General features: G+C 48.0%; 24 protein-coding genes. 16 read left to right on the top strand and 8 right to left on the bottom strand.

Features of this window, described 5'->3' with window-relative positions; all coding sequences use genetic code 11:
* A partial coding sequence (gene mtlA, locus CHH53_RS01315; RefSeq protein ID WP_143594446.1) for a mannitol-specific PTS transporter subunit IIC occupies window positions 1-974 on the bottom strand: 974 nt, incomplete at its 3' end.
* 317 nt (window positions 975-1,291) lie between these two features.
* On the opposite strand from mtlA, the gene motA reads away from it, so the two are divergent.
* From motA to CHH53_RS01300, 3 genes are all read left to right on the top strand, one after another.
* On the top strand, window positions 1,292-2,083 hold the full coding sequence (motA, locus tag CHH53_RS01310) for a flagellar motor stator protein MotA (protein WP_095214312.1): 792 nt from the start codon (window positions 1,292-1,294) through the stop codon (window positions 2,081-2,083).
* Complete coding sequence (gene motB, locus CHH53_RS01305) at window positions 2,080-2,883, top strand: flagellar motor protein MotB (protein WP_095214311.1); 804 nt, start codon at window positions 2,080-2,082, stop codon at window positions 2,881-2,883. Before motA ends, motB begins: the two co-directional genes overlap by 4 nt.
* A gap of 133 nt (window positions 2,884-3,016) precedes the next feature.
* Window positions 3,017-3,817 (top strand): hypothetical protein, encoded by an 801-nt coding sequence (locus CHH53_RS01300; protein WP_095214310.1) that lies wholly within the window; start codon window positions 3,017-3,019, stop codon window positions 3,815-3,817.
* Here CHH53_RS01300 and CHH53_RS01295 read toward each other — a convergent pair.
* Complete coding sequence (locus CHH53_RS01295) at window positions 3,814-4,638, bottom strand: histidinol-phosphatase HisJ family protein (RefSeq protein WP_340081488.1); 825 nt, start codon at window positions 4,636-4,638, stop codon at window positions 3,814-3,816. The two genes, CHH53_RS01300 and CHH53_RS01295, sit on opposite strands and share 4 nt — an antisense overlap.
* Before the next feature lie 91 nt (window positions 4,639-4,729).
* Window positions 4,730-5,662 carry a nucleoside hydrolase gene (locus CHH53_RS01290; RefSeq protein WP_095214308.1) on the bottom strand — a complete coding sequence of 311 codons (933 nt, stop codon included), beginning with the start codon at window positions 5,660-5,662 and terminating at the stop codon, window positions 4,730-4,732.
* A gap of 97 nt (window positions 5,663-5,759) precedes the next feature.
* On the opposite strand from CHH53_RS01290, the gene CHH53_RS01285 reads away from it, so the two are divergent.
* Entirely contained in the window at window positions 5,760-6,704 is a 945-nt protein-coding gene (locus CHH53_RS01285; protein ID WP_095214307.1) for a fumarylacetoacetate hydrolase family protein, read from the top strand.
* Window positions 6,705-6,748: 44 nt separating this feature from the next.
* Here CHH53_RS01285 and CHH53_RS01280 read toward each other — a convergent pair whose 3' ends face one another.
* Window positions 6,749-7,003: an HPr family phosphocarrier protein gene (locus CHH53_RS01280; protein WP_038563758.1), complete on the bottom strand. Its 255-nt coding sequence runs from the start codon at window positions 7,001-7,003 to the stop codon at window positions 6,749-6,751.
* Between the two features lie 344 nt (window positions 7,004-7,347).
* Here CHH53_RS01280 and argC point away from each other — a divergent pair, with 344 nt between their 5' ends.
* The 8 genes from argC to CHH53_RS01240 all read left to right on the top strand — a co-directional run bounded on the left by argC (window position 7,348) and on the right by CHH53_RS01240 (window position 14,710).
* Window positions 7,348-8,385 (top strand): N-acetyl-gamma-glutamyl-phosphate reductase, encoded by a 1,038-nt coding sequence (gene argC / locus CHH53_RS01275; protein ID WP_095214306.1) that lies wholly within the window; start codon window positions 7,348-7,350, stop codon window positions 8,383-8,385.
* 14 nt (window positions 8,386-8,399) lie between these two features.
* Entirely contained in the window at window positions 8,400-9,623 is a 1,224-nt protein-coding gene (gene argJ, locus CHH53_RS01270) for a bifunctional glutamate N-acetyltransferase/amino-acid acetyltransferase ArgJ (RefSeq protein ID WP_095214305.1), read from the top strand.
* A gap of 13 nt (window positions 9,624-9,636) precedes the next feature.
* On the top strand, window positions 9,637-10,437 hold the full coding sequence (gene argB / locus CHH53_RS01265; protein ID WP_095214304.1) for an acetylglutamate kinase: 801 nt from the start codon (window positions 9,637-9,639) through the stop codon (window positions 10,435-10,437).
* Window positions 10,430-11,608, top strand: a complete 1,179-nt coding sequence (locus CHH53_RS01260) for an acetylornithine transaminase (protein WP_095214303.1) — start codon at window positions 10,430-10,432, stop codon at window positions 11,606-11,608. The genes argB and CHH53_RS01260 overlap by 8 nt, the downstream gene beginning before the upstream one ends.
* A gap of 125 nt (window positions 11,609-11,733) precedes the next feature.
* Window positions 11,734-12,633 (top strand): formyltetrahydrofolate deformylase, encoded by a 900-nt coding sequence (purU, locus tag CHH53_RS01255; protein ID WP_095214302.1) that lies wholly within the window; start codon window positions 11,734-11,736, stop codon window positions 12,631-12,633.
* A gap of 14 nt (window positions 12,634-12,647) precedes the next feature.
* Window positions 12,648-13,532 (top strand): ribokinase, encoded by an 885-nt coding sequence (rbsK, locus tag CHH53_RS01250; protein WP_095214301.1) that lies wholly within the window; start codon window positions 12,648-12,650, stop codon window positions 13,530-13,532.
* A gap of 39 nt (window positions 13,533-13,571) precedes the next feature.
* Entirely contained in the window at window positions 13,572-14,069 is a 498-nt protein-coding gene (gene queF / locus CHH53_RS01245; protein WP_095214300.1) for a preQ(1) synthase, read from the top strand.
* Between the two features lie 254 nt (window positions 14,070-14,323).
* Window positions 14,324-14,710, top strand: a complete 387-nt coding sequence (locus CHH53_RS01240; RefSeq protein WP_095214299.1) for a VOC family protein — start codon at window positions 14,324-14,326, stop codon at window positions 14,708-14,710.
* 41 nt (window positions 14,711-14,751) lie between these two features.
* On the opposite strand, the gene CHH53_RS01235 is transcribed toward CHH53_RS01240, so the two are convergent.
* Window positions 14,752-15,759: an NADP-dependent oxidoreductase gene (locus CHH53_RS01235; protein WP_095214298.1), complete on the bottom strand. Its 1,008-nt coding sequence runs from the start codon at window positions 15,757-15,759 to the stop codon at window positions 14,752-14,754.
* A gap of 137 nt (window positions 15,760-15,896) precedes the next feature.
* On the opposite strand from CHH53_RS01235, the gene CHH53_RS01230 reads away from it, so the two are divergent.
* The 3 genes from CHH53_RS01230 to CHH53_RS01220 all read left to right on the top strand — a co-directional run bounded on the left by CHH53_RS01230 (window position 15,897) and on the right by CHH53_RS01220 (window position 17,807).
* Window positions 15,897-16,334, top strand: coding sequence for a DUF2188 domain-containing protein (locus CHH53_RS01230; protein WP_095214297.1), 438 nt, complete (start codon window positions 15,897-15,899; stop codon window positions 16,332-16,334).
* Window positions 16,335-16,493: 159 nt separating this feature from the next.
* Window positions 16,494-17,405 carry a DUF1002 domain-containing protein gene (locus tag CHH53_RS01225; protein WP_095214296.1) on the top strand — a complete coding sequence of 304 codons (912 nt, stop codon included), beginning with the start codon at window positions 16,494-16,496 and terminating at the stop codon, window positions 17,403-17,405.
* 15 nt (window positions 17,406-17,420) lie between these two features.
* A complete protein-coding gene (locus tag CHH53_RS01220; RefSeq protein WP_095214295.1) occupies window positions 17,421-17,807 on the top strand; it encodes a RidA family protein in 387 nt (128 codons plus the stop codon).
* A gap of 33 nt (window positions 17,808-17,840) precedes the next feature.
* Here the strand turns inward: CHH53_RS01220 and CHH53_RS01215 are convergent, their stop codons facing one another.
* Entirely contained in the window at window positions 17,841-19,064 is a 1,224-nt protein-coding gene (locus CHH53_RS01215) for an MFS transporter (protein WP_095214294.1), read from the bottom strand.
* 239 nt (window positions 19,065-19,303) lie between these two features.
* On the opposite strand from CHH53_RS01215, the gene helD reads away from it, so the two are divergent.
* Window positions 19,304-21,616, top strand: a complete 2,313-nt coding sequence (helD, locus tag CHH53_RS01210) for an RNA polymerase recycling motor HelD (protein ID WP_095214293.1) — start codon at window positions 19,304-19,306, stop codon at window positions 21,614-21,616.
* Window positions 21,617-21,649: 33 nt separating this feature from the next.
* Here helD and CHH53_RS01205 read toward each other — a convergent pair whose 3' ends face one another.
* Together CHH53_RS01205 and CHH53_RS01200 are read right to left on the bottom strand one after the other, a co-directional pair.
* The gene (locus CHH53_RS01205) at window positions 21,650-23,083 is read right to left on the bottom strand and encodes an anion permease (protein ID WP_095214292.1); all 1,434 of its coding nucleotides are present in this window, start codon (window positions 23,081-23,083) and stop codon (window positions 21,650-21,652) included.
* Between the two features lie 303 nt (window positions 23,084-23,386).
* Window positions 23,387-24,247, bottom strand: coding sequence for an NAD(P)-dependent oxidoreductase (locus tag CHH53_RS01200; RefSeq protein ID WP_095214291.1), 861 nt, complete (start codon window positions 24,245-24,247; stop codon window positions 23,387-23,389).
* Window positions 24,248-24,318: the final 71 nt, after the last annotated feature.

Here is a 24,318-nt window from a genome sequence, read left to right as displayed (position 1 = left end):
CCAAGAATACCAAGTGCCAGGCCGAGATAGTCGCTTGGGTTGCCCATCAGGAAGATGGCGATGATACTGCCTGGTGAAGCCGCGGCGCGAAGGCCGACATCCATCAGGGAGAATATAAGCGTTCCGGTTACACCGCCGCCGATTGCCGCTACAATCAGGAATGGTTTCATCAGGATATACGGGAAGTAGATCTCATGGATCCCCCCGAAGAAATGGATGATAGCTGCACCTGGTGCTGATGCTCTTGCGCTTCCTTTTCCAAAAATGATGAATGCAAGCAGGATACCCAATCCTGGGCCTGGGTTGGCTTCCAATAGGAAAAGAATGGATTTGCCGACTTCTGCCGATTGCTCCAGGCCAAGCGGTGTGAAAATACTATGGTTGATTGCATTGTTAAGGAACAATACTTTTGCTGGTTCGATCAATATGTTGACAAGCGGGAGGAGACCCAGTCCTACAAGCCAGTCAACGCCGGCTGCCAATATATTTGTCAATCCTTCAAGCAGCGGACCTACAAAGTAGATAGCGCCGATTGCCAAAGCGCCGCCGATGATACCTGCAGAGAAGTTGTTGACCAGCATTTCAAAGCCGGAGCGCACTTTGGAACCGATATACTGGTCAAATAGCTTGATGGTATATCCGCCAAGCGGCCCCATTGCCATCGCTCCCAGGAACATCGGTGTATCCGGCGAGCCGACAATCGCCCCCATTGTGACGATGGCCCCGACGACACCGCCTCGAATATCATGGACGAGACGACCGCCGGTAAAACCGATCAGCAGCGGGAGCAAATACGTGATCGAAGGATCTACGATTGCTGCAATCGTTTCATTCGGGAAATACCCATCTGGTATGAATAATGCGGTAATAAGACCCCATGCGATAAATGCGCCGATGTTCGGCATGACCATGCTGCTCAAATAAGAACCGAACTTTTGAACTCGAGCGCGGACACTGGTTTTTTCCTGTGCCATGCTTTTTCCCCCTTTTATATGTGGACAAATGATGAATTATATAGTGCTTGTTTTTATCTTACTCGCTATGTAATCGATTACACAATACAAACAAACACTACCTTTGTCACTTGTCTTCCTGCCAATCGTGTCCATTCACTCTCAAGATAGCCTTAGGTAAAGCTGTAGAGTATATACGGATGAATCTAAATATGACACTTTTGTTACTGATTTCCTCTTAGGCTGGAAAAGAAACGTAAAGTTTATGAAAAAACATACAGATTTTATGAATGTATCCGATATTAAGAGTAATCAAAAATTTTTAGGAGAATGGAAATATGGATAAATCATCAATCATTGGTGTCATATTGGGCTTAGTTGCTGTCGGAGTCGGTATGGTATTGAAAGGCGTAAGTCCAACCGCTCTTATCAATCCTGCGGCCATACTGATCATCATAGTCGGTACAGCGGCCTCGGTTACTTTGGCATTTCCGGGAAATGAATTGAAACGATTCCCGAAACTGCTGGGCGTAGTTTTTAAGAATAAGCAGGAGTTCGACACAAAAGAGCTTGTACGTATGTTCTCGGAATGGTCGCAGATCAGTCGGAAGGAAGGACTGCTGGCACTGGAGAATAGCGCTCGTGATGTAGAAGATGACTTTTTGCGTAATGGACTGAGCATGGCTGTCGATGGAGAATCACCGGAATATATCCGCAATGTGCTGAATGAAGAAGTCGATGCGCTGGAGGAGCGGCATGCAATTGGTGCTGCTATCTTCACACAGGCCGGTACCTATGCACCTTCACTGGGGGTTTTGGGAGCCGTTATCGGTCTTATTGCGGCCCTTGGGGATATTTCGGATATCGATAAGCTGAGTCATGCAATTGCCGCTGCTTTTGTTGCGACCCTGATGGGGATTTTCACCGGATATGTCATCTGCCACCCGATCGCCAACAAACTGAAGCGCAAGACCCAGCAGGAAGTGCAGCATAAGCTGCTGATGATAGAAGGTATCCTCTCCATATTGGAAGGGGAGACGCCGCGCATGCTGGAACAAAAACTTCTGGCGTACTTGCCTGGCAAGGAAAAAGCTGAATTCGCCGAAGCCGAAGAGGAAGTGGCAGTATGAGCCGTAAGCGCAAGCGCAAAAAGCATGAAGAACATGTGGATGAATCCTGGCTGCTTCCGTATGCCGATCTTCTGACCCTGCTGCTGGCGCTGTTCATCGTCCTTTTTGCAAGCAGCTCGATTGATGCGCAGAAGTTCAATCAGATTTCTGATACTTTCAGCAGTATCGTTCATGGCGGTGAAGGGTTATTGGATTCCAATACGAACATGACACCGGAAAATGAAACGAGCTCTGCTGTGAGCGATCAAAATGATGAGGAAGAAAAGAAAGAAGCTGCGGAGGATACAGAAAAAGAGAAGGATAGCGAAGCTGACTTGGAAGCAGCGGAGAGGGAAGAACTGAAGAAAATCCAGAAGAAAATCGAGACCTATATCGAGGATAAGGATCTTAGTGATAAGTTCTCGACCGATTTGACGGACGAGGGCTTGCTGCTGACGATCAATGATAATGTCCTGTTCAACTCCGGAAGCAGTGAGGTCAGTGTCAAGGATGAGGAGATTGCAAAAGAGATTTCCGACTTACTTGTCATGGATCCGCCCCGGGAAGTGATCATCAGCGGACATACCGATAACGTACCGATCAGCACGTCATCGTATAACTCCAACTGGGAGCTCAGCGTGATGAGGTCTGTCAACTTCATGAAGCTGGTATTGGAGAATGATAAGCTTGATCCGCGCTGGTTCAGCGCCAAAGGGTACGGAGAGTACAAGCCGATAGCATCGAATGATACAGCAGAAGGCAGGGAGAAGAACCGCCGAGTCGAAGTCTTGATTCTGCCGAGAACTGCTAAAACCGAATGACAGCCCGTATAGGGCTGTCGTTTTTTATGGATGGAATGAAACTGCTTACAAAAGAATAGGGAAATAAGGTAGGATTGAGTTAGGGGAATTTGTGAAATACTAGCTATAAGCAGGAAAGAACGGAGGAAAAAGCATGATTACAAAAGAAACGCTACCAGAGCCGGTGGCTGCTGCATCCGAGCGCAGCCGCCAACAGGACGATGAACGGATTGACGTTTGTCCTGCAGTCTGCAAGGACAGCCAGATACCAATCCATTATTATTTCACGTTCATGCCAAGCAACGAGCATTTGCTTGTAGCAGAGGACGGCAGGATACCTGCACAGGACGAAGTGGAAGAACTGGCAGCCCGTTATTATCGGTATATGACCAGCGTCCAGATGATACGGAGACTGACTTCCGATAATGGCGTCAAATTGACGGATAATCGCTATCACTCTTTTCGTCAGCTGCTGGAGGCTGTTGAAAAGAACGTCATGCATCTGGCAACGGATATCATTCAGCAAGCATTTGCCAGATTCTTTGAGCTTCTGGATACGATTCGGCAGGAACAGCAGACCATATTGAAGCATACAGCCGAAGCGGAAAAACTGCTGGATGAGACGATCGGCAAGGGTACATTCACGACGGCAGAACAAGAATTGATGGAACAGCATCTAAACAAAGTCGTACAGGCGCAGTATGCGATTGCGCAGAAGAAAGAGGAGACGACAGCAAGCCAGGCAGAAGTATTTGAATTCTTCAAAGAAGAGATGTGGCTTGATCTCAAACTGATGTTTTATTATGTAAGGCTGCGGGTCCTGAAAAGGGAGCTATGGAGCGATGAAGAGGCGTACATGCAAAATCCTGGCCATGCGGCATTGCTGCCGGATGGCCAGGATGAGCAATTCAAGGCATTCATCAAACAAAAATTGCGTAATGAAAAGAAATATTAGCCTAGAGATACAGCTTTTGGCTCGCGTTTATCAAACTGATATATATGGGTGAAACCGCATTGCTTCGCTATTTGCTGTGCCTCTTTTATACCGGCGCCGACTGTCTCGGCCTTATGGGAATCGGAGCCAAGTGTCAGGATCTGTCCGCCTAAATCACGGTAAAGCGATACAATTTGCGGTGTCGGAAGAGCTTCTCCAAGGGTACTCCGGAGGCCCGATGTGTTGATTTCGATACCGATACCGCGCTGTATCGCTTTTTCCAATATAGCGGCAATCTGGTCCTTATACTGCTCAAATACATAAACCTCATGCCCTTCCTGGACAGCATACCGCTTCATCAAATCGATATGTGCGAGTACGTCGATATCCGCATCAGAAACAAGCTTGTACATTTCCGCGAAGTAGTCATCATAGAAGGTATCCCGATTCGCACGCAAATGCAGCCTCAGTTTTTGGTTGTTGATATTATGCACAGACCCCATGATGAAATCAAATGGAATGGGGCTAAGCTCTTTCTCGTATACATCCATCATCAAATGCGGCTCGCATAATTCAATCCCCATCTTGATGGTCAATTGATCACCGTAGGATTCCTGGGAATCCCTGATATCCTGCTGATATTTAGCGAAATCCATATGCCCGTAGGTCGGTGCATCCGGATTTACGGAAAAATGCTCGGTGAAACAAATTTCTTTGATTCCCTTGCTGATCGCCTGTTCGCACACATCCTGCATGACAGCTTTGGAATCGATTGAGTTATTCGTGTGATGATGGTAATCCATATACATATCTCTAATCTGCCTTCTTTCCGTTTCGAACATATTAGGTTATCCACATGTGGATAACAACCACGGAATAGTATAACAAATTTATTGTATATATGCGATACCAATTATATGAAACAAGGCTCGATTATGCTTTCATCAAGGAGAGGATATAAGAGAAGAAAGCATCATGATCCACATCATGCACCAATTGGATTTCCTTTCCGTTTTTATCTTCATATGTACGTCCCTGCGAAGGGCCGTTAGCCTCGACGCTTACTCGGACAGCCTTTTTCTGCACCAATGAACTGTTGCCTACAGAAGCTGTCGTAAGCACATCCCATAAATAATACGTCGAATTTGTCTCAAAGTGTACGAGCGGCGGTACGGCAGCATAGCTTTGACCGACGAAATCCACACCTTCATGCTTGCGGTTGCGTGCCCATTCTTCCCGGATATCCACAGTCAACGGTACTTGATTGGTGCTTTCCAGCGCTACCATGTCAATTAGTATGTCACTTTTCCAAACGATGTCCATCGCTTCCGGATCCCAAAAAGCATTCCATTCTGCTGTTCCATCATGCTCTGGCTCTTCGACGTTTCCTGTCGGAAGCAATGTGCCGCCCATCCATACAAGCTTCTCGATATGCTGCACGATGGAGGGATCGATTTCCAAAGCACGAGCCAAGTCAGTAAGCGGTCCGATGAAGATAAGGGTTGTTTTCTCTTCCTGGGCTTTCAATTTATCTATCATATCCAGATGGGCTGGTTTCTCGGCAACCTTTGTACGAACTGGCAGATGCTCGTTGAGAATCGGCAGGGCATCGACAAAAAAGGCGTGCATGCGCCAATCTTTCGGAAATGGGTTTTTGCCTCGTGAAGTAGATGCCGCAATCTCAAGTGTTTCGGCACTGCCAAAGCGATCATTGATTTTTCGGCTCGCCGACAGAGCAGGCTCCAAATAGCAGTCTGCCGGAATGACAGAACAGCCGATGAGGCGCACATTCTCCATTTTCAATAAAAGATATAGTGAAATCAGATCGTCTACTCCGCCATCGTGATTCAAATAAACGTTTTTCATTAGTATGACTCCCTTTCTTCTATGCTGTCTGACTTTCTTACTATATCATAGAAAGAGAGATTCAATTTTGAGTATTCGAAAAAAGGAGAGGATTTGGATGAGGCTGGTAGCTTATAAAGTTGGCAAAGATCTTAATCCGTATCGGATCGGCAGCAGGGCAGAAGGACGTATCATCGATTTACAAGAAGCATACCGTCAGTATCTCCTGGCAGAGCAGGAGGCGGATTTGGCGATGACGGTCGAGAGTCTGCTTCCTGCCGATCCGAACGCTTTCTACAGCATGGGTCCCCATGCAATGAAACGTGCTTTTCGGGCAGAAGCATTTGCATTGGCGGAAGGACTGGAGGAAGTGCAGTACAGAGCGGAAGAAGTCAAGCTCGGACCTCCTGTACCCAAGCCTGGCAAGATTGTCTGTGTCGGTTTGAATTATCGGGATCATATCGAGGAAATGGGGCGTGAGCTGCCGGAATATCCGGTACTTTTCGGAAAGTTCTCCAATGCCGTCTGTGCACATGAACAAGGTGTATATCATTCGAAGCTGACTGAAAAGCTTGACTATGAAGGGGAGCTTGCTGTCATCATCGGAAGAAGGGCGCAAGAAGTACCGGAAAGCGAGGCGCTGGACTACATAGCGGGATATACGGTTGCCAATGATGTATCGGCCCGGGACCTGCAGCGGCGCACTCCGCAATTCCTGCAAGGGAAAACACTGGATCGCAGTGCGCCGATGGGTCCGCATCTAGTCACTGCCGATGAAATAGAGGATGTATCCAGCCTCTCGATACGGACATTCGTCAATGGGGAAAAACGACAGGATTCCAATACGAAGCACCTCATCTTCCCGGTTCCGCACTTAGTGTCCTTTATCTCGGGCATCATGACATTGGAGCCTGGGGATGTAATCATGACAGGAACGCCGAATGGTGTCGGATTCGCCATGGACCCTCCGCAATTCTTAAAAGAGGGAGACGTTGTCGAAATCGAAATCGAGGGAATTGGTCAGCTGCGGAATACCATCATTCCGAAGCCTTCCCGGCCTTAATGAAAAAAGACAGCCCTGCATGCGGGAGCTGTCTTTTTTCGGTATTATTTATTACTGATTTCCACAGGCAGACCGTTACTTAAAAATACATCCCGCATCGCCTTTTTTGCCTCCTCGGCGTCTTCACCATATATCTCCAAGCGGAAGAAATCTGACGTCAGTACACTATTGGACAGCCCCAGCATACTTTTGGCATCTACCACTTTATTATCCATCACTAGTACAATGCTTGATTTAAACTGATTCGCAGTCTGATTGATATCTACTGCAGCATGGATGAGTGTTTTTTTCGATCGCATAGGCCCATTCTCCTTTATCTAGCAATTTGCCATACCAAATTTTACAGCAGCAGCAGAAAAGTGCAAGCGTTATATATGATAACGCTTACAATATTGCTTGGTAGCAGTATAACATATTGCATGGCAAGTGCAATGATTTTAAGGAGAAACTGCCCTTTCCATCAAAACTGAAATATCTTTTCCTCTGATGGAAACTACCAGATGGCTATGAGAACATCATTTGAAGTCTGGAAGGATTGCAGGAAGGGTGCACAGGTTAAATTTTCATCTTACCCATTGAATAAAAATGCACACTAAAGTATAATTACTAACTAATTCATACTTGTTCACAGGAGGTTACATTCGTGAAAGTCGCAATAATTGGCGGTACAGGTTATGGAGCGGTGGAATTGCTTCGGCTTTTACATATACATCCATATGCAGAAGTGAAGGCAATCATCTCCCATTCCAGTGCGGGTAAATCATTGACGGAATTGTATCCGCACACGGACGGTTTCATAAAAGGGAAAATGGAGGCATTTGATGTTGCAGCCCTGAAAGAGCAAGTGGACTTTGCATTCTTTGCGGCTCCGCCAGGGGTGAGCAGGGAGTTGCTCCCGCAGCTGGTCGAGGCGGGTATCCGCTGTGTGGATTTGGCGGGGGATTTCCGGTTGAAGGACCCTGCAGTTTACGAACAGTGGTATAAAGTGAAGCCAGCTTCACTGGCACTATTGGAAAAGGCCGTTTACGGATTGCCTGAATGGAATGAAAAAGAGATAGCGGAAGCGGACTTTGTAGCCAATCCTGGCTGTTATCCGACTGCGTCCTTGCTTGGTTTGTTGCCGGCTGTACATAATGGCCTGATCGATCCGGCATCTATCATCATCGATGCCAAGTCAGGTCTATCCGGAGCGGGAAAGTCCCCGAATGCCATCGCGCACTATAGTGAAATCAATGAAAATATGAAAGCTTATAAGCTAGGCGAGCATAAGCATATCCCTGAAATCGAACAGCTGTTGGCAGAAGCGGGTGGTTCGCAGCAGCCTGTCAGTTTTTCCACACAGCTGGTGCCGATGACCCGCGGAATCATGGCAACCATTTATGCCGATCTGCAAACGGAATCATCAGAGGAAGAATTATTGGAATCATATGAAATTTATTATGAAGCTCACCCATTTGTCCGAATCAGGCCTCAGGGCACATGGCCGGCGACTAAGGAAGTGGCAACAAGTAATTTCTGTGATATCGGGTTGCACTTGGATAAACGGACAAATAGGCTGACTATCGTTTCAGTCATCGACAATCTGGTAAAAGGAGCGGCAGGTCAGGCCATCCAGAACATGAATATCATGCAGGGCTGGGAGCAGACAACAGGTCTACGGATGCTGCCGGTTTATCCATAAAGGAGAGGGATCAAATGATAAAGACAGAACAGGCGGACTACACAGTTATAGAAAACGGAACGATCACAAGCCCGGCTGGCTTCCAGGCAGGTGGTGTCGCCATCGGCATCCGCAAGCATAACAAACTGGATCTGGGGTGGGTCTCTTCGGAATCTCCAGCAGCTGCTGCGGGAGTATATACGTTGAATGCTTTTCGGGCAGCTCCGCTTCTTGTGACGGAGGAAAGCATCGGTTTCGAGGGCAAACTGCAGGGGATTGTGGTCAATAGCGGGATTGCCAATGCTTGTACAGGAGAAGAAGGCTTGGCGAATGCTTATGCGATGCGTAAAGCTTTTGCTGAGAAGCTCGGGATTCAAACCCAGCATGCGGCGGTAGCATCGACTGGGTTGATTGGTGTCCAGCTGCCGATGGATAAAGTGATGTCGGGTATCCATGCGATAAAAGGGGCCGGCAAGGCAGATGAATTCGCCACAGCCATCCTGACGACGGATACATGCACAAAGCAGATTGCTGTCAGCGTGGAAATAGATGGCATGCCGATCACCATCGGCGGGGCTGCCAAAGGATCAGGCATGATTCATCCAAATATGGCGACGATGCTGGCGTTCGTGACGACGGATGCCGCTATTCCAAGTGATACGCTGGAACAGCTGCTGAAAAAAACGACGGATGGATCCTATAATATGATCACGGTTGATGGAGATACGAGCACGAACGATATGGTGCTTGCACTGGCAAACGGAAAAGCAGGCAATAAAGAGCTGACCCCGTCACATCCAGAATGGGAGAAATTTTCCGCGGCCTTCCAATATGTCTCGCAAGAATTAGCAAAGAAAATCGCTCGTGATGGAGAAGGAGCCACGAAGCTCGTCGAGGTTCGTGTACAGAATGCCAAATCCGAAGCAGAGGCGAGAAAGATAGGCAAGGCAGTCGTCGCCTCCAGCCTGGTGAAAGCAGCAGTATATGGAGCTGATCCGAATTGGGGCCGTATCATTACGGCAGCAGGATACAGCGGTGCCTCCTTCTCCCCTGATAAGATCTCGGTTTGGCTTGGAGATAGCGTGGTCGTCCAGAACGGCAGTCCCGTGGTGTTCGATGAAGCAGAAGCTAGCAAACACTTGAAACAGGAAACGGTCCTGATCACGATCGATCTGCAGGATGGAGATGGGGAAGCGACTGCCTGGGGCTGTGATTTGTCATACGATTATGTCAAAATCAATGCTTCCTATCGGACGTAAAGGGGGAGGCTGGATGAAATTCCTGGTTATAAAATGCGGCGGCAGCATCATCGATCAGCTGCCTGATAATTTCTATGATAATATCGCGGCTATTCAAAAGCAGGGTGATTGGAAGCCTGTCATTGTGCATGGAGGAGGGAAGCTGATCAATGACCTGCTGCAGCAGACAGGGGTAAAGACGGAATTCGTCGACGGTTTGCGGGTGACGACCGAAGAGGTGCTTGATGTGGTCGAGATGGCACTGAGCGGGGCGGTGAACAAGTATCTGGTACGAAAGCTGATGGCCAGGACCGATGCCTATGGCGTAAGCGGGCTGGACGGCAAGCTGCTGTATGCAGAACCTGTTGCGAATGCGGATAAGCTCGGCCTTGTCGGCACCGTGACAGAAGTGAATACGGCTTTGATCGAACAGATTGTTTCCCAGGGTAATATTCCGGTCATCTCACCGCTGGCTGGAGGGGAAGGCAATTCCCGCTTCAACATCAACGCCGACCTTGCGGCATCAGCCATCGCGCGGGCACTGCATGCAGAGCTATGCTTCATAAGCGACATTCCGGGAATTTATCGCCAGGAGCAAGGAAAGAAGCAAATGCTCACCGATGTAACGGACAGGGAATTGAAGCAGATGATCGATGATGGACTCATCAAAGACGGTATGATCCCGAAGGTGCGTGCAGCATTGGAAGCTTTGGTGCATGGGGCTGGGAAAGTCACCATCGTCAATGGCCTTGCAGCAGACAGTTTGTTGCAGCTGGTGGAAGGTAAAGTCGCAGGAACAACCATCACATTATCAGGGGAGGCCCATCATGTCTGAAACGAATACAGCTATTTCATCTGTCATGCCGACTTACAGCAGGTTTCCGATTTCCATTACAAAAGGGGCAGGGAGCTATGTCTGGGATGATAAAGGCAAACGATATCTTGATTACACTGCCGGAATCGCTACTTGCAATTTAGGGCATGCCCCGGCAGCCGTCAAAGAAGCTGTCAAGGAGCAGCTGGATACTCTTTGGCATTGTTCCAACCTTTATCATATCCCGATTCAGGAACAGCTGGCAGAACAGCTGGCGAGCTGTACATTTGCCGATCAAGTATTTTTTGGCAATAGTGGTGCAGAGGCGAATGAAGCAGCAATCAAGCTGGCACGCAGCTATGCCCAGAAGGTAAAGGGAACCAAGGCTTTCGAGGTCGTCACGTTCAGCCGATCATTCCACGGCCGGACGCTCGCGACACTGGCAGCAACGGGGCAGGAAAAGATCCAAAAAAACTTCGCCCCGCTGGCACAGGGCTTCCGATATCTTCCTTATAATGATGTAGAAGCCCTGGATGAGCTGATCGGACCTGATACATGCGGCGTTTTATTGGAGCTCGTCCAAGGGGAAGGCGGCGTGATCCCTGCCGATCCTGCATGGGTGAAGGAAGTGGAACGGATTTGTAAGGAAAACGATGTCCTGTTCATGCTGGATGAAGTGCAAACTGGCGTCGGGCGTACTGGTACGCTTTATGCCTATGAGCAATATGAGGTGGAGCCGGATGTGCTGACTACCGCGAAAGGGCTGGCTTCGGGCATCCCGATCGGAGCTATGCTTGCTTCGGGGAAAGCGGCGCAAGCATTTGAAGCCGGCAGCCACGGCAGCACTTTCGGAGGTAATCCTGTGGCGGCTGCAGCTGGGAAGGCCACCTTGGAAGTGATCACAAATCCTGCATTTTTGAGGGAAGTGCAAGAGACCGCGGATTACTTCCGGGGTAAGCTGGAAACGATCGCTGCCGAGTCCGGTGCGTTCACGGATGTGCGCGGGAAGGGCTTGCTGCTTGGCCTTGGTACGACAGGGAAAGCGATCGAGCTTGTGCATCAGGCCCGGGAGCTCGGGTTGCTTGTTCTGGTAGCTGGTGAGCAGGTGCTGCGGATCCTGCCGCCGCTTAATACAACCAGGGCGGAAGTGGATTTCTGTATCGAGGCCTTGAAGCAGATCGCAGATGTATAAAGAGACGCATCCCCCATACAATACATACGATTCCAGACTAGTTGGGATCGTATTTTTTTGTCATGATTTTCTGTTGTCGAAATAAGTTACAATCGTTAAGATAGAAGAATATTAGGAGGTTAGCCATGTCCGCACATTATCTAGAAAAAATCAAAGCTTTCCAGCAGCAGAATGAAAACAGATATCGGATCGTCATTTCCTGTCCTGATCAGCCGGGAATTGTCGCAGCAGTTTCCGAGTTCCTTTATAAACAGCAAGCAAATATCATGGAATCCAATCAATATACAACCGATCCGGATGGAGGGGAGTTCTTCCTTCGGATTGAATTCGAATGCCGACAGGACGGCGATACGCAGCAGATGCTGGAGCAAGGCTTCCGGCAGATAGCGGAGCATTTCCGGATGGAGTGGCAGCTTGTGCGTGTACGCGACCTGAAAAAACTGGCTCTGTTCGTATCGAAGGAATTGCATTGCCTGCAGGAGATTCTTTGGGAGTATCAAAGCGGCAACCTCATGGCCGACCTTGCAGTGATCGTCAGCAATCATGAGGATGCGCGTGAACTGGCGGAAGCCCATGATATCCCCTTCCACCATATCCCTGCCAATAAGGATATCCGTCAGCAAGCAGAGCGTCAGCAGCTTGAGCTGTTGGCGCAATATGATATCGACACCGTCATTCTCGCGAGGTATATGCAGATCCTGACACCTGCATTCCTGGAGAATTATAAAAATAAAATCATCAATATCCATCATAGCTTCCTTCCAGCCTTCATCGGCGCCAAACCATATGAGCGTGCCTTTGAACGGGGGGTGAAGCTGATCGGGGCAACAAGCCATTACGTGACATCGGATCTGGATGAAGGTCCGATCATCGAGCAGGATATCCATCGGGTCAATCATAAGGATAAAGCGGAAGATCTGAAGCGTGTCGGACGTCTTGTCGAACGCAGTGTACTCATGCGTGCAATCAAATGGCATGTGGATGATCGCGTGATTGTATTCGGCAATAAAACGATCGTATTTTAAAAGGAGGACTGGGCATGGTACCGAAGATAACGGTAATCGGCAGTCTGAATATGGATTTGACTGCCACCTCAGCTAAACGTCCTGCAGCTGGTGAAACAATACTGGGGGAGCGCTTTGAAACTTTCCCTGGCGGTAAAGGTGCCAATCAAGCTGTCGCTGCCGCCAGGCTAGGGGCGGATGTCGCCATGATCGGTATGGTCGGTCGGGATCCTTTCGGGGATGAGCTCACGCAGGTTCTCCGCCGGGAAGGGGTCCGGACGGAGCATATTGGCAGAGCGGGCACTTCTTCGGGTGTTGCCGTCATCCAGGTGGTGGATGGAGATAACAGCATCACTGTCATCCCGGGAGCCAATTTTCAGCTCACACCGGATTATATCGGAACGAAACGGAGTGTCATCGCAGAAAGCGACATGGTCCTGATTCAATTGGAGATTCCGCTCGAGTCAGTGGCAGCTGCAGCCAAATGCTGTCAGGAGGCGGATGTACCATACATACTGAATCCTGCACCAGCACAGCTGCTTTCCCGCGAGGTCATCGATCAGGCAGCGTACATCACGCCGAATGAATCAGAGGCTGCCATTCTTTTTGACGATATACAAAAGGCATTAAAGGAATATACCGATAAGCTTGTCATCACAAAAGGGGAAGAGGGCATTGTGTATAGCGGCGGGCGTGTACCGGCTTTTTCCGTCGAGCCAGTTGACACGACCGGAGCCGGAGACACATTCAACGCTGCACTTGCACTTAAGCTGGCAAGCGGCAGTCCGCTGGATGAAGCTTGCCGCTATGCCAACGCAGCAGCAGCCTTGCAGATAGGCTTCCCAGGTGCACAAGCCGGCATGCCGACAAATGATGAAGTCATCAGCTTCATGAGACAAAATGGACAAAATCCTTTATAATAAGGAGCGCTTGTTAAAAAGCAGCAAGGAGGAATACAAATGGCAGGAAGAAAGCCAGAAGAAATGGAAGACATAACATTGCTTGGCAACAAAAACAATGTCTACGATTTCGATTACAAACCTGAGGTTCTCGAAACCTTTGATAATAAACACACGTACCGTGATTACTTCGTGAAATTCAATTGCCCGGAATTCACGACACTATGCCCGATCACGAATCAGCCGGACTTCGGTACGGTGTACATCAGCTACATCCCGGATGAGAAGATGGTGGAAAGCAAATCGCTGAAGCTGTACCTATTCAGCTTCCGCAACCATGGTGATTTCCACGAAGACTGCATGAACATCATCCTGAACGACCTGAAGGAACTGATGAACCCGCGCTACATCGAAGTATGGGGCAAGTTCACACCACGCGGTGGAATAAGCATCGATCCATACGTCAACTACGGCCGCCCAGGCACGAAGTATGAGCAGATGGCAGATCATCGCATGATGAATCATGATATGTATCCGGAGAAAGTGGATAATAGATAAGCAGTGATAAATTGTATAATCATAGGAAGAATAAATCATTATGATTAAAAGAGTTTAGGAAAAGGCATCCCTGAAGTGGGGTGCCTTTTTTAGTGCATGCTATTAATGGAATTAGTGGAAATGGTGAAGGAGTATATTGTTCGGGTGGTATAATTTATAGTGATTAGAATCATCAGAGTGAAGATAGAATGAATGGTATTACCGACGGATCTCAGCATGTTAGCAAGGTGTCAATACAAAGGAGGCAAAACAATTTGAAAATCATTGTTACGAGTATATTTGTAGAAGATCAAGACAAAGCATTGGAATTTTATACGGGAACACTCGGGTTTGTAAAAAAGCATGACGAGCCAGCTGGAGAATTCAGATGGATAACTCTAGTTTCTCCTGATGAGCAAGAAGGTACTGAACTTTTATTGGAACCGAATAATAATCCGATAGCCAAGGAGTATCAAGAAAAGTTGTTTATGCAAGGCATCCCAGTAACTATGTTTGGTGTTTCAGATATTGAATCAGAGTATAGACGGTTATTGGACCAAGGTGTGAAGTTTACAATAGAACCAACCAAAATGGGACAAGTCACATTGGCTGTCTTTGACGATACATGCGGCAACCTTATCCAAATAGTAGAGAACGATTAAAGAAAAAAGCCTGACAGTGTACAAGCTGTCAGGCTTTTGCATCATTCCTCTTCTGCCACTTTCACTAATTGTTTCCCTAAATTCTCTCCCTTGAACAATCCAAGGAAAGCATCGGGCACATTCTCAAAGCCTTCCACGACATTTTCTTCGAATGTAAGCTTGTCCTGCTTGAACCATTCGGACAGCTGTTTCTTTCCTTCGGCGAAGCGATCGCCATAGTCGCCGACGATGAAGCCTTGCATTTTGGCTTTCGATTTGACGAGGTAGCCGTGGACGCGTGGTCCTTGATCTTCTTTTTTGTTGTAAGAAGAAATGCTGCCGCAAAGCGGAATGCGGGCATGTGCATTAAGCAATGGATAGACTGCGTCTGACACTGGGCCGCCGACGTTGTCGAAATAGACATCCACGCCGTCAGGGCAGGCTTTCTCAAGAGCTTTCGCTACATCGTCTTCTTTATAATTGATGACTTCATCGGCGCCAAGTGTATGTTTGACATAGTCGAGTTTTTTGGGGGATCCGGCGATGCCGACGACGCGGGCACCGATGATTTTGGCAATCTGGACGACGGTGGATCCGACTGCGCCAGCTGCTCCGGAAACGACGACCGTTTCACCGGCTTTTGGTTCGCCGATATCCATCAAACCGAAGTACGCAGTGAGACCCGGCATGCCCAGTACACCTAATGCCGTAGAGATTGGGCCGAGATCGGGATCGACCTTTTGCAGGTTATTCGGATCCGCTGCGTTATAACGGGCCCAAGGCAAATTGCCGAGTACAAAATCGCCTTTTTGGAACTTATCCGATGTGGATTCGGTAACTTGACCGACAATACCGCCAGCAATCGGTGCATCCAGCTCATACGGAGGCACGTAGGATTTCGTATCATTCATCCGGCCGCGCATATATGGATCGACACTGATATAGATGCTTTTGATGAGCACTTGTCCTTCCTCGAGTGCTGGGATTTCTGTTTCGACAAAACGAAAAGTATCTTTCGTCGGCATGCCTTCCGGACGTTCTGCCAATTGGATTTCTTCATTTTTCGCCATGGGGCATCATCTCCTTTTGATAATACGATAATTGTAAGACGGCGGCAGGAACTTACACAACTCATTTGCTTTTCGCGTTTCATGGTCACAGGGAGGGGAATAGGGACTATATAAACAATCGCAAAGGAGTTTTTAGCATGCCATGGACGATGGACGACTATCCTGCTTCGCTGAAAAATTTGGACAAACCAGTCAAAAAGAAAGTTATTGAGATTGCCAATGCGATGGTGGATGAAGGCTATGATGAAAGCAGGGCCATTCCGATTGCGACCAGTCAGGCGAAAGAGTGGCATGAGAATGCCTCCGAAAGCGAAGTGAGGGACTTCATGGAAAATGATGATCCGACAGAACGTGATTCTGATGGATCTGGCAGTAATCCGGATTTGATAGACAATGCGGAGGAGGTCGTGCCTCATGATGATGGCTGGGCAGTTCAAGCCAAGGGCTCGAAACGGCCGTCCCAGGTATTTGATAAAAAACAGGACGCTGTGAAGCGGGCCAAGGAGATTGCAAAAAATAAAGGAACAGAGACGATCATCCACAAGAAGGATGGTTCTGTTCAGAAACGTGCTTAATGAAAGGGCTGCATCGGTCAAGGATGCGGCCTTTTTGCTTGTCTGTGCTTTTTGGGGATATACGACCAGGGACGCAGGACAAGTTAAGACTTTATTTATTTCCATAAAAGCTTATAATGAGGAAAGCAAGACCATTTTGAAGAAAAGGTGGATCATTCCATGAGAAGGTTAACCAAAAGCATGATGGCATGTGCAGCATTGGTCCTGATGCTCAGCTTTGCCTTTTCCGATGTTGTATCCGCAAATACAGGAAAGAACACGGATAGTATCAATGAGAAATTCGGCTTGCCGATTGTCGTAGTTGGAGATTCGTTATCAGAAGCACAAAAAGAACAGGTCAGGGAAGACCTTGGTGTTACAAATACAGATAATGTAGAGGAAATTCCGGTTACTGCCGAGGATATCGTGAAGTACATAGATGGGGATGCCAATTCCAGGATGTATTCCTCGGCAATGATCACAAGGGAAGATGAAGGCCACGGACTGGATGTCCAGATTGTCACGCCTGACAATATCACGCAGGTGACAGTCGATATGTATAAGAACGCATTGCTTACTGCTGGTATCGAGGATGCTACAGTGGAAGTCGCTTCCCCGGTGAAAGTCAGCGGTCATTCCGCTTTGACCGGTATTTATAAAGCCTATGATACAGCAGATGGCAACCTGGATCCGGAACGGACGGAAGTTGCCAATGATGAGCTCGATCTGGCGACGGATTTGGCGCAGAAGGAAGGGCTGGATAACGAGAAAGTCACGCAGCTTTTAACGGATATCAAACAGGAAATTGCGGAGCAGAACCCTGCCACGCGCGAAGATGTCGAGCAGATCGTTTCCGACCAGCTGAGCAAGCTGGAAATCAGCTTAAGCGATGAAGATCGTCAGCTGCTTATCGATCTTTTCGATAAGATGCGCCAGCTGGATATCGATTTCGAAGGTGTGAAATCACAGCTGGATGATATTGCCGGGACGATCCAGGACAAGATAGATGAAGTAGCTGGAAATGAAGGCTTCTGGCAAAGTGTGAAGGATTTCTTCAAGTCGATTGGTGACTTCTTCAAAAATCTATTTTAAATAGGGGAGATACGTATGCGTAATATCATTCAAACCGACAAAGCACCACAAGCGATCGGTCCATATTCCCAGGCAGTGGAAACAGCCGGGACAGTTTATATTTCAGGGCAGATCCCGCTGGATCCGGCTACAGGGGAGATGGCAGACAGTATCGAGGAACAGACGGATCAAGTGATGAAGAATCTGTCTGCTATTTTGGAGGAAGCGAATTTGTCATTCGATCAAGTTGTCAAGACAACGATATTCCTTACCTCGTTGGATGATTTTGCAGCCGTGAATGAAGTGTATGGACGCCATTTGTCCGAGCCATATCCGGCACGTGCGACCGTGGAGGTTTCCAAACTGCCAAAAGGGGCGAAAGTGGAGATCGAAGCGATTGCTGTCCGCAGCTTCAATATGTAAAAAAAAAGGATTGCCGATGTTCGGCAATCCTTTTTAAATGGAAGAAGTCTCCGCCCGTGAGCGGCCATTTTTAATATGAGCAGTAAGCAATGTGATACCGCAAATGATAAGCAGGGCGCTTGTCATATAGAAAACGGCCGAGAAGCCGAAATAACCAGCCATCATACCGCCCAATATCGGACCGATGAAGTTCCCGAGGAACCGAAGGCTGTTATTATATCCGAGTACTTCTCCTTGCATGGTAAGCGGAGCGGCATGCCGGATGTAAGCGACTCGCAGCGGGATGATACCGCCGATGGCCATGCCCAGAAGCAGGCGGATGATTGCTAGTTCCCAGACCGAGCCGACCATTGCACCGGGTATATAAACGATACCTGCGGCAATGATGAGTCCTATCAGGATCTTGACATATCCGATGCGGTCGCCAAGCTTTCCCCAAGTCCTTGTCATGAGCAGATTTCCCAGTCCGGCTGCCGAAAAGGCAATACCGGAGTAGAATGCTAGATTCTCAGGCCCATGCAGTTCCCGGACATATAAAGATAGGATTGGCTGGACGCTGAAATTGGCAATCTGGATCAATGAGCTTAAAAGGAGTACGACTAGTAAAATCGGATCCTTCAGGATATGTGTGAGCACTTCCTTGGAAGTATAATGTGATTTCTCCCCTTTTTGAACCTTCACTGGGTATTCCTTCGTTCCGAACGTGACGAGTACGGCAGAGATGAAGACGCTTATCGATACAAGCAGGAATGTTCCATGAAAGCCGATGCTGTCGGCCAGGATGCCGCCGATCATCGGACCGAAGAGCATACCAGTGATGCTGCCGGTCTGTAAGGTGCCGAGCACGCGTCCGGCAATGTGACTGGGAGTCTGTGTCGAAATGAACGCTTGGGATATTCCGATGAATCCGGTGAAGATTCCCATGAATACACGGAGCATGAATAACTGCCACACATTTTCGGTGAATCCGAGCAGGAGAATGGAAACCCCCATGCCGAAGGAAGATATGATCAAAATAAGCTTCCGTCCGTATCGGTCGCCGATTTTCCCCCAGAATGGCGAGCATATGAATGCGGTAACAAAAGTCACCCCGAAAATGATGCCTGACCAGCTTTGGACCTCCCGATCGGATAATGTACCGAATGATGAAATATATAAGGAGAGGAATGGCATGATCATACTCAAGCTCGCCGAGATGAAGAAATTGGCGAACCACATGATAAACAGGTTGCGTTTTGCGAGCTGTTCGTCCGTCATTATGTGAAAAACACTTCTTTCGCATTAATATTTCGTTTCCCTAACTAATTATACACACGAATGGAAGGGATATGCAAAGGGGTGGCTTGTAAATGGCAGGAAGGATAGAGAAAAATTGCAGGGGAACAATGAACATGATAAAATAGAGGATGTTCTGCTAATATAACATAATTTAGCAAACCATATAAAATTATACTTTATTTCAATATAAATGTCAAATGTTTTGGAGGGACGCCGGTATGACTGAAGAGGAGAAGGATTTAAAGGACGAACAAGCCCGCGTGGCCCGGGTCCAGGAAACGATCGAAAAGAAACGGGAAAAAACCGCAGGAATGATTCAAGGGCTCCGGGAGAAAGTGATCGATTTGCGCAAGAATTTCTGGGAGGATGTAACTGTCAACCTGGATGAGCCGGATGATGTGAATGAAACGCAGGCCAGCCTGAAGCAGCAGGCTGAGCTTCTTGGTGAACGGGAGCGGACCCATCAGCAGATCCATAATGAAGTGAAAACATTGGACCGCTTGCAGCGCAACCCTTATTTCGGCCGTATCGATTTCCGGGAAACGGGTGCTGATCATGAGGAGGAAATCTATGTCGGGCTGGCGAGTCTGATGGATGAGAAGGAAGAGGATTTCCTCATCTATGATTGGCGGGCGCCGATCTCCAGCATGTATTATGATTTTTCACCTGGAGAGGCTTCCTACGAAACGATCGAAGGCAGGATACAAGGGGAAATGACGCTGAAACGCCAGTTCATCATCCGTAATGGGAAGCTGGTTGCTTTGTTTGATACAGGGGTGACGATCGGTGACAGTCTCCTGCAGTATGTACTTGGCGGGAATGCGAGTACCGAGATGAAAAGCATCGTTGCGACCATCCAGAAAGAGCAGAATCAAATCATCCGTAACGAATCTGCCGCTAATTTGATTGTACAAGGTGCAGCGGGGAGCGGCAAAACATCGGCGGCGCTGCAGCGGGTGGCATACTTGCTGTATCACTATCGCGATCGCATCTCGGCTGAGAATATCGTGCTGCTGTCCCCGAACCCGCTGTTCAACAGCTATGTATCCAATGTCTTGCCGGAGCTTGGGGAAGATAATATGAAGCAGGCTACTTTCTATGCCCATATGGATGCCCAGCTGGAGGGCAGGGAGACGATCGAGACGCCATTTGAACAAATGGAATATATGCTGCTTGCTTCCGGGGAGGAAAAGGAGCGGAGGCTTGCTGGTATCCAGTATAAAGCAAGCTTGGATTTCAAGCATTACATCGATGACAAGCTGGACGAATTCAAGCGTGCCGGCCTCATTTTCAAGGATGTCAGCTTCCGTAAGCAGCGCATCGTGAGCAAGCAGGAAATCCAGTCTTATTTTTACAGCCTGTCCAATACTTTGCCGATTTCCAACCGGGCCGAGCTGACTGCGGCTTGGATCGTCGAAAAACTCCAGCTGTGGGGTGAATGGGAAACACGGAAGGATTGGGTTCGGGAAGAAGTCGAGCTGATGGAAAAAGAGGACTATGTCGAAGCATTTGCCGAGCTCCAGAAGAAAGAACGCTCAGAAACGGACGATTTTGAGGAGAACAAACAGGAAGAAGAAATTCTCCGGAAATGGGTTGTCGAACGGAAGCTTCGTCCCTTGATCAAGAAAGTCCGTAAGCATGCCTTCATCAATGTCAAAAAGTCATACTTGCGTATGCTGGCAGCCGAAAGACGGCCGGAAATGCCAGCTTCGTGGCCAGAGCTATATGAAACGACGAAGCAGAATCTCATGCGGAAATATATGAGCTGGGAAGATGTGACGCCATTCGTATATTTCCGTGATAAGGTGCTGGGGGATCGCTCGGATAAGTCCATCCGTTATGTGCTCATCGATGAAGCGCAGGATTATTCGGCGTTCCAGTTCGCCTATTTGCAGCAGGCTTTCCCGAATGCGAGGATGACATTGCTTGGTGATATCAATCAGGCGATTCAGGCGCATGCTTTGACAGGGGAGAATGTGCTCTCTGGCAATACAGCCGACAGTCATCGAATCGAGCTGTGGCGCAGCTATCGTTCGACAAGGCAGATAGTCGACTTCACGAAGGAGCTCTTGGATAACGCCAAGGATATACAGCCTTTCAACCGCGATGGTGATTTGCCGACAGTGATAAAAGCAGCTGACGAGCAGGAAAGGCGCCGGCTGATTCTGGAGAAGATCCGATCTTTGCAGGAAGCTGGTTACGAAACGATTGCAGTGATTGGCAAGACCAGCAAGGAGAGCAAAGAAGCGCATGATTGGATCAAGGAAGAAATGGAAGCAGATCTGATTACCGAAACGACTTCCCAATACAAAAAAGGTTTATCGGTGATCCCGGCATATCTGGCCAAGGGTATCGAATTCGATGCTGTCCTATTGTATGATGTCTCGGATGAGTCGTACGGCCATGAATCGGAGCGTACCTTGCTTTACACAGCATGTACAAGAGCGATGCATGAATTGCATATGTATACTGTCAGGAACTTGAGTCCATTTATCAAAGCGGCAGCTGCCGAAACGTATGCAGTCAAATAAAAAACAGGAATCCGTGAAGGATTCCTGTTTTTTTTACCATAGACCGATCAGTTTCCACCACAGTCCGCCAATTCCGATCCAGACGATAAGGTGGATGATGGAGATGAGGAAACCAAGCCCCCACCATTTTTGCTGGGAAACGAAGCCTGCGCCGAAGAATACCGGGGCAGGGCCGCTGCCATAGTGTGTCAGACAGCCGAACAAGTTGCTGAAGAAAGCCAGCAATAACGCTGATAATAATGGCGGCGCGCCAGCTGCCACAACGACGGAAAGGAAGGCGGCATACATCGCGCTGACGTGGGCTGTGTTACTCGCAAAGAAGTAATGGGAGTAGAAATACACGACAGCCAAAATCAGCAATGCAACCGGCCAGGATAGTGTGCTTACGACATCACTCATGATATCGCTGAACCAAGGTACAAGACCAAGTTCATTCAGGTAATTCGCCATCATGACAAGCACGGCGAACCAAACGAGTGTATCCCATGCACCTTGTTCCTGCTTGATATCGGACCAAGTCAATACTTCCGTAAGCAATAGCACGACAAGACCGATGAAAGCGGCAGTCGTAGAACCGATACCGAAGTTTTCGCCGAAAATCCATAATACAAGCAGCAATAGGAAAACAGCGATCATATACCATTCGGAACGCTTCAGCTTGCCCATGCTCTGCAGTTTCACGGTTGCCATTTCAGTCGCCTTCGGTGTCTCCTTGATTTCAGGAGGATACAGCTTGAAGATGACGAATGGAATGACGATCAAACTGATGATACCAGGGACGATGGAAGCAAGGATCCAGCTTCCCCATGAGATCGATTGACCAGTGACGCTTTCCGCAGCGCTGGCTGCCAATGGGTTTGCTGCCATTGCTGTCAGGAACATGGCGGAAGTGATGCCGTTTCCTTGATAGGACGTGAAAGTCAGGAAGGAACCGATTTTCCGCTCCGTGCCATCTCCGCTCCTGGATCCATAGGAATTGGACAATGACTGGATGATCGGGAAGATGATACCGCCGGCACGTGCTGTATTGGACGGCATAGCCGGTGACAGGATCAAATCACTTCCGATCAAGGAATAAGACAAGCCCAATGTCTTTTTACCAAACAGGCGGACGAATAAATAAGCAATCCTTGATCCGAGTCCTGTTTTGATAAAGCCTCTGGAAATGAAGAAGGCAATGACGATGAGCCAGATCGTGCTGTTCTGGAATCCGCTCAGTGCTTCCTCCAGACCAAGTGTTTTTGTCAGCACAATCGCTGTCAAAGATAGGATGGCGACGCTTCCCATCGGCATTGGTTTAATGATCAAACCGATGATCGTCGCGACGAAGATGGCGAACAGATGCCATGCTTCGGCTTTTACACCATCTGGTGAAGGGATGAACCAAAGGATTACGCCGATCAATATGGTGATCAGAAGTGGAATCCATTTGACTTCCCGTTTTGATTTGCTTGATGAATCAGCCATGATGAAGACCCCTTTAGAAAGTTATTAAATTAAGAAAACAATAATTATATTAGCACAAAAATATTGATATGAAAGTATTCAGTATAAGCAAAATTACATTTTATCTGATTTAAAAAATTTAATAAATCATTCAGATTAAAATGATTATAATGTAATGGAAATAAGCGAAAAAATGGTTCACACAGATTAAGTAACCTCCCGCTTCGTATCCTGCACCTTGTTAATATGCCAATGTTAATTAAAAAAAATAAATGAGAATAAAAAAAGAATCCGAAAAAATTCGGATTCCGTGTCATTTTTGGGTCAATCCCTTGCCAAAAGTGCATAAACGGCGGCGACATCTTGCTTGCCATAGCCGTTCTTTTTCGCCAATGCGTACAGTTCCTTGACGCTGTTGGTCATCGGGAGGGGAGCACCTGCTTCATAGGCTGTTTCTGAAATCTGCTGTAAGTCCTTGTATGCATGTTCCAAAGGGAATTGGGGGTCGAAATCTTGATTGAGAATCGTATCCCGCTTACCGGCTTGGATATCACTCGTCACTGGCAAGGCAAGCAGGACATCCATCAAATGCTCCCGATCCAGACCGACTGCTTCACCGAAGCTGACAGCTTCAGATAAACCGGTCAAGGATTGGACGAGCAGCATATTGACTGCCAATTTGGTAGCTGAACCATTGCCATTTCCACCCATGTATTGGATGCTTTGTCCCATTTTCTCAAGCAGTGGGGTGATTTCTTTTACATCCTTTTCATCACCGCCGACAAGGAAGTGCAGCTTTCCTTGCTGAGCCGGTGCCTTGGATCCGGAAACGGGTGCATCGACAAAGCGGATATCATGAGCTCGAGCTGCTTTTGCCATCTCCTTCGTGAAAGCGGGCTTGACAGTGCTCGCATCGACCCATAAGCCATTCTTTTTCATGCCGCTGAAAAGTCCGTCTTCACCAAAGATGACAGCTTGGACTGCTCCTGGATCTGTCAGCATCGTAAATACGATATCAGCTTGCTCCCCGACTTCACGAGGCGAGTCAGCCCAGACAGCACCTTTGTCCATCAACGCGTGTGCTTTCTCTTTTGTACGGTTGAAAACGACTAATCGCTCTCCCTTTTCCAGCAGATTGGCAGCCATGTTTTCTCCCATTATTCCTAGTCCGATAAATCCGATCATATAAGCACCATCCTTTATATTGGAGTCTTTTCTAGCATACAGAAAAACGGATTGTTTTTAAAAGTCTTTCG

The organism is Terribacillus sp. 7520-G, from assembly GCF_002271665.1.
Classification (GTDB): Bacteria; Bacillota; Bacilli; order Bacillales; family Amphibacillaceae; genus Terribacillus.
Note: the sequence above shows the minus strand (reverse complement) of the source record. Positions and strands in the feature narration are given on the sequence as shown.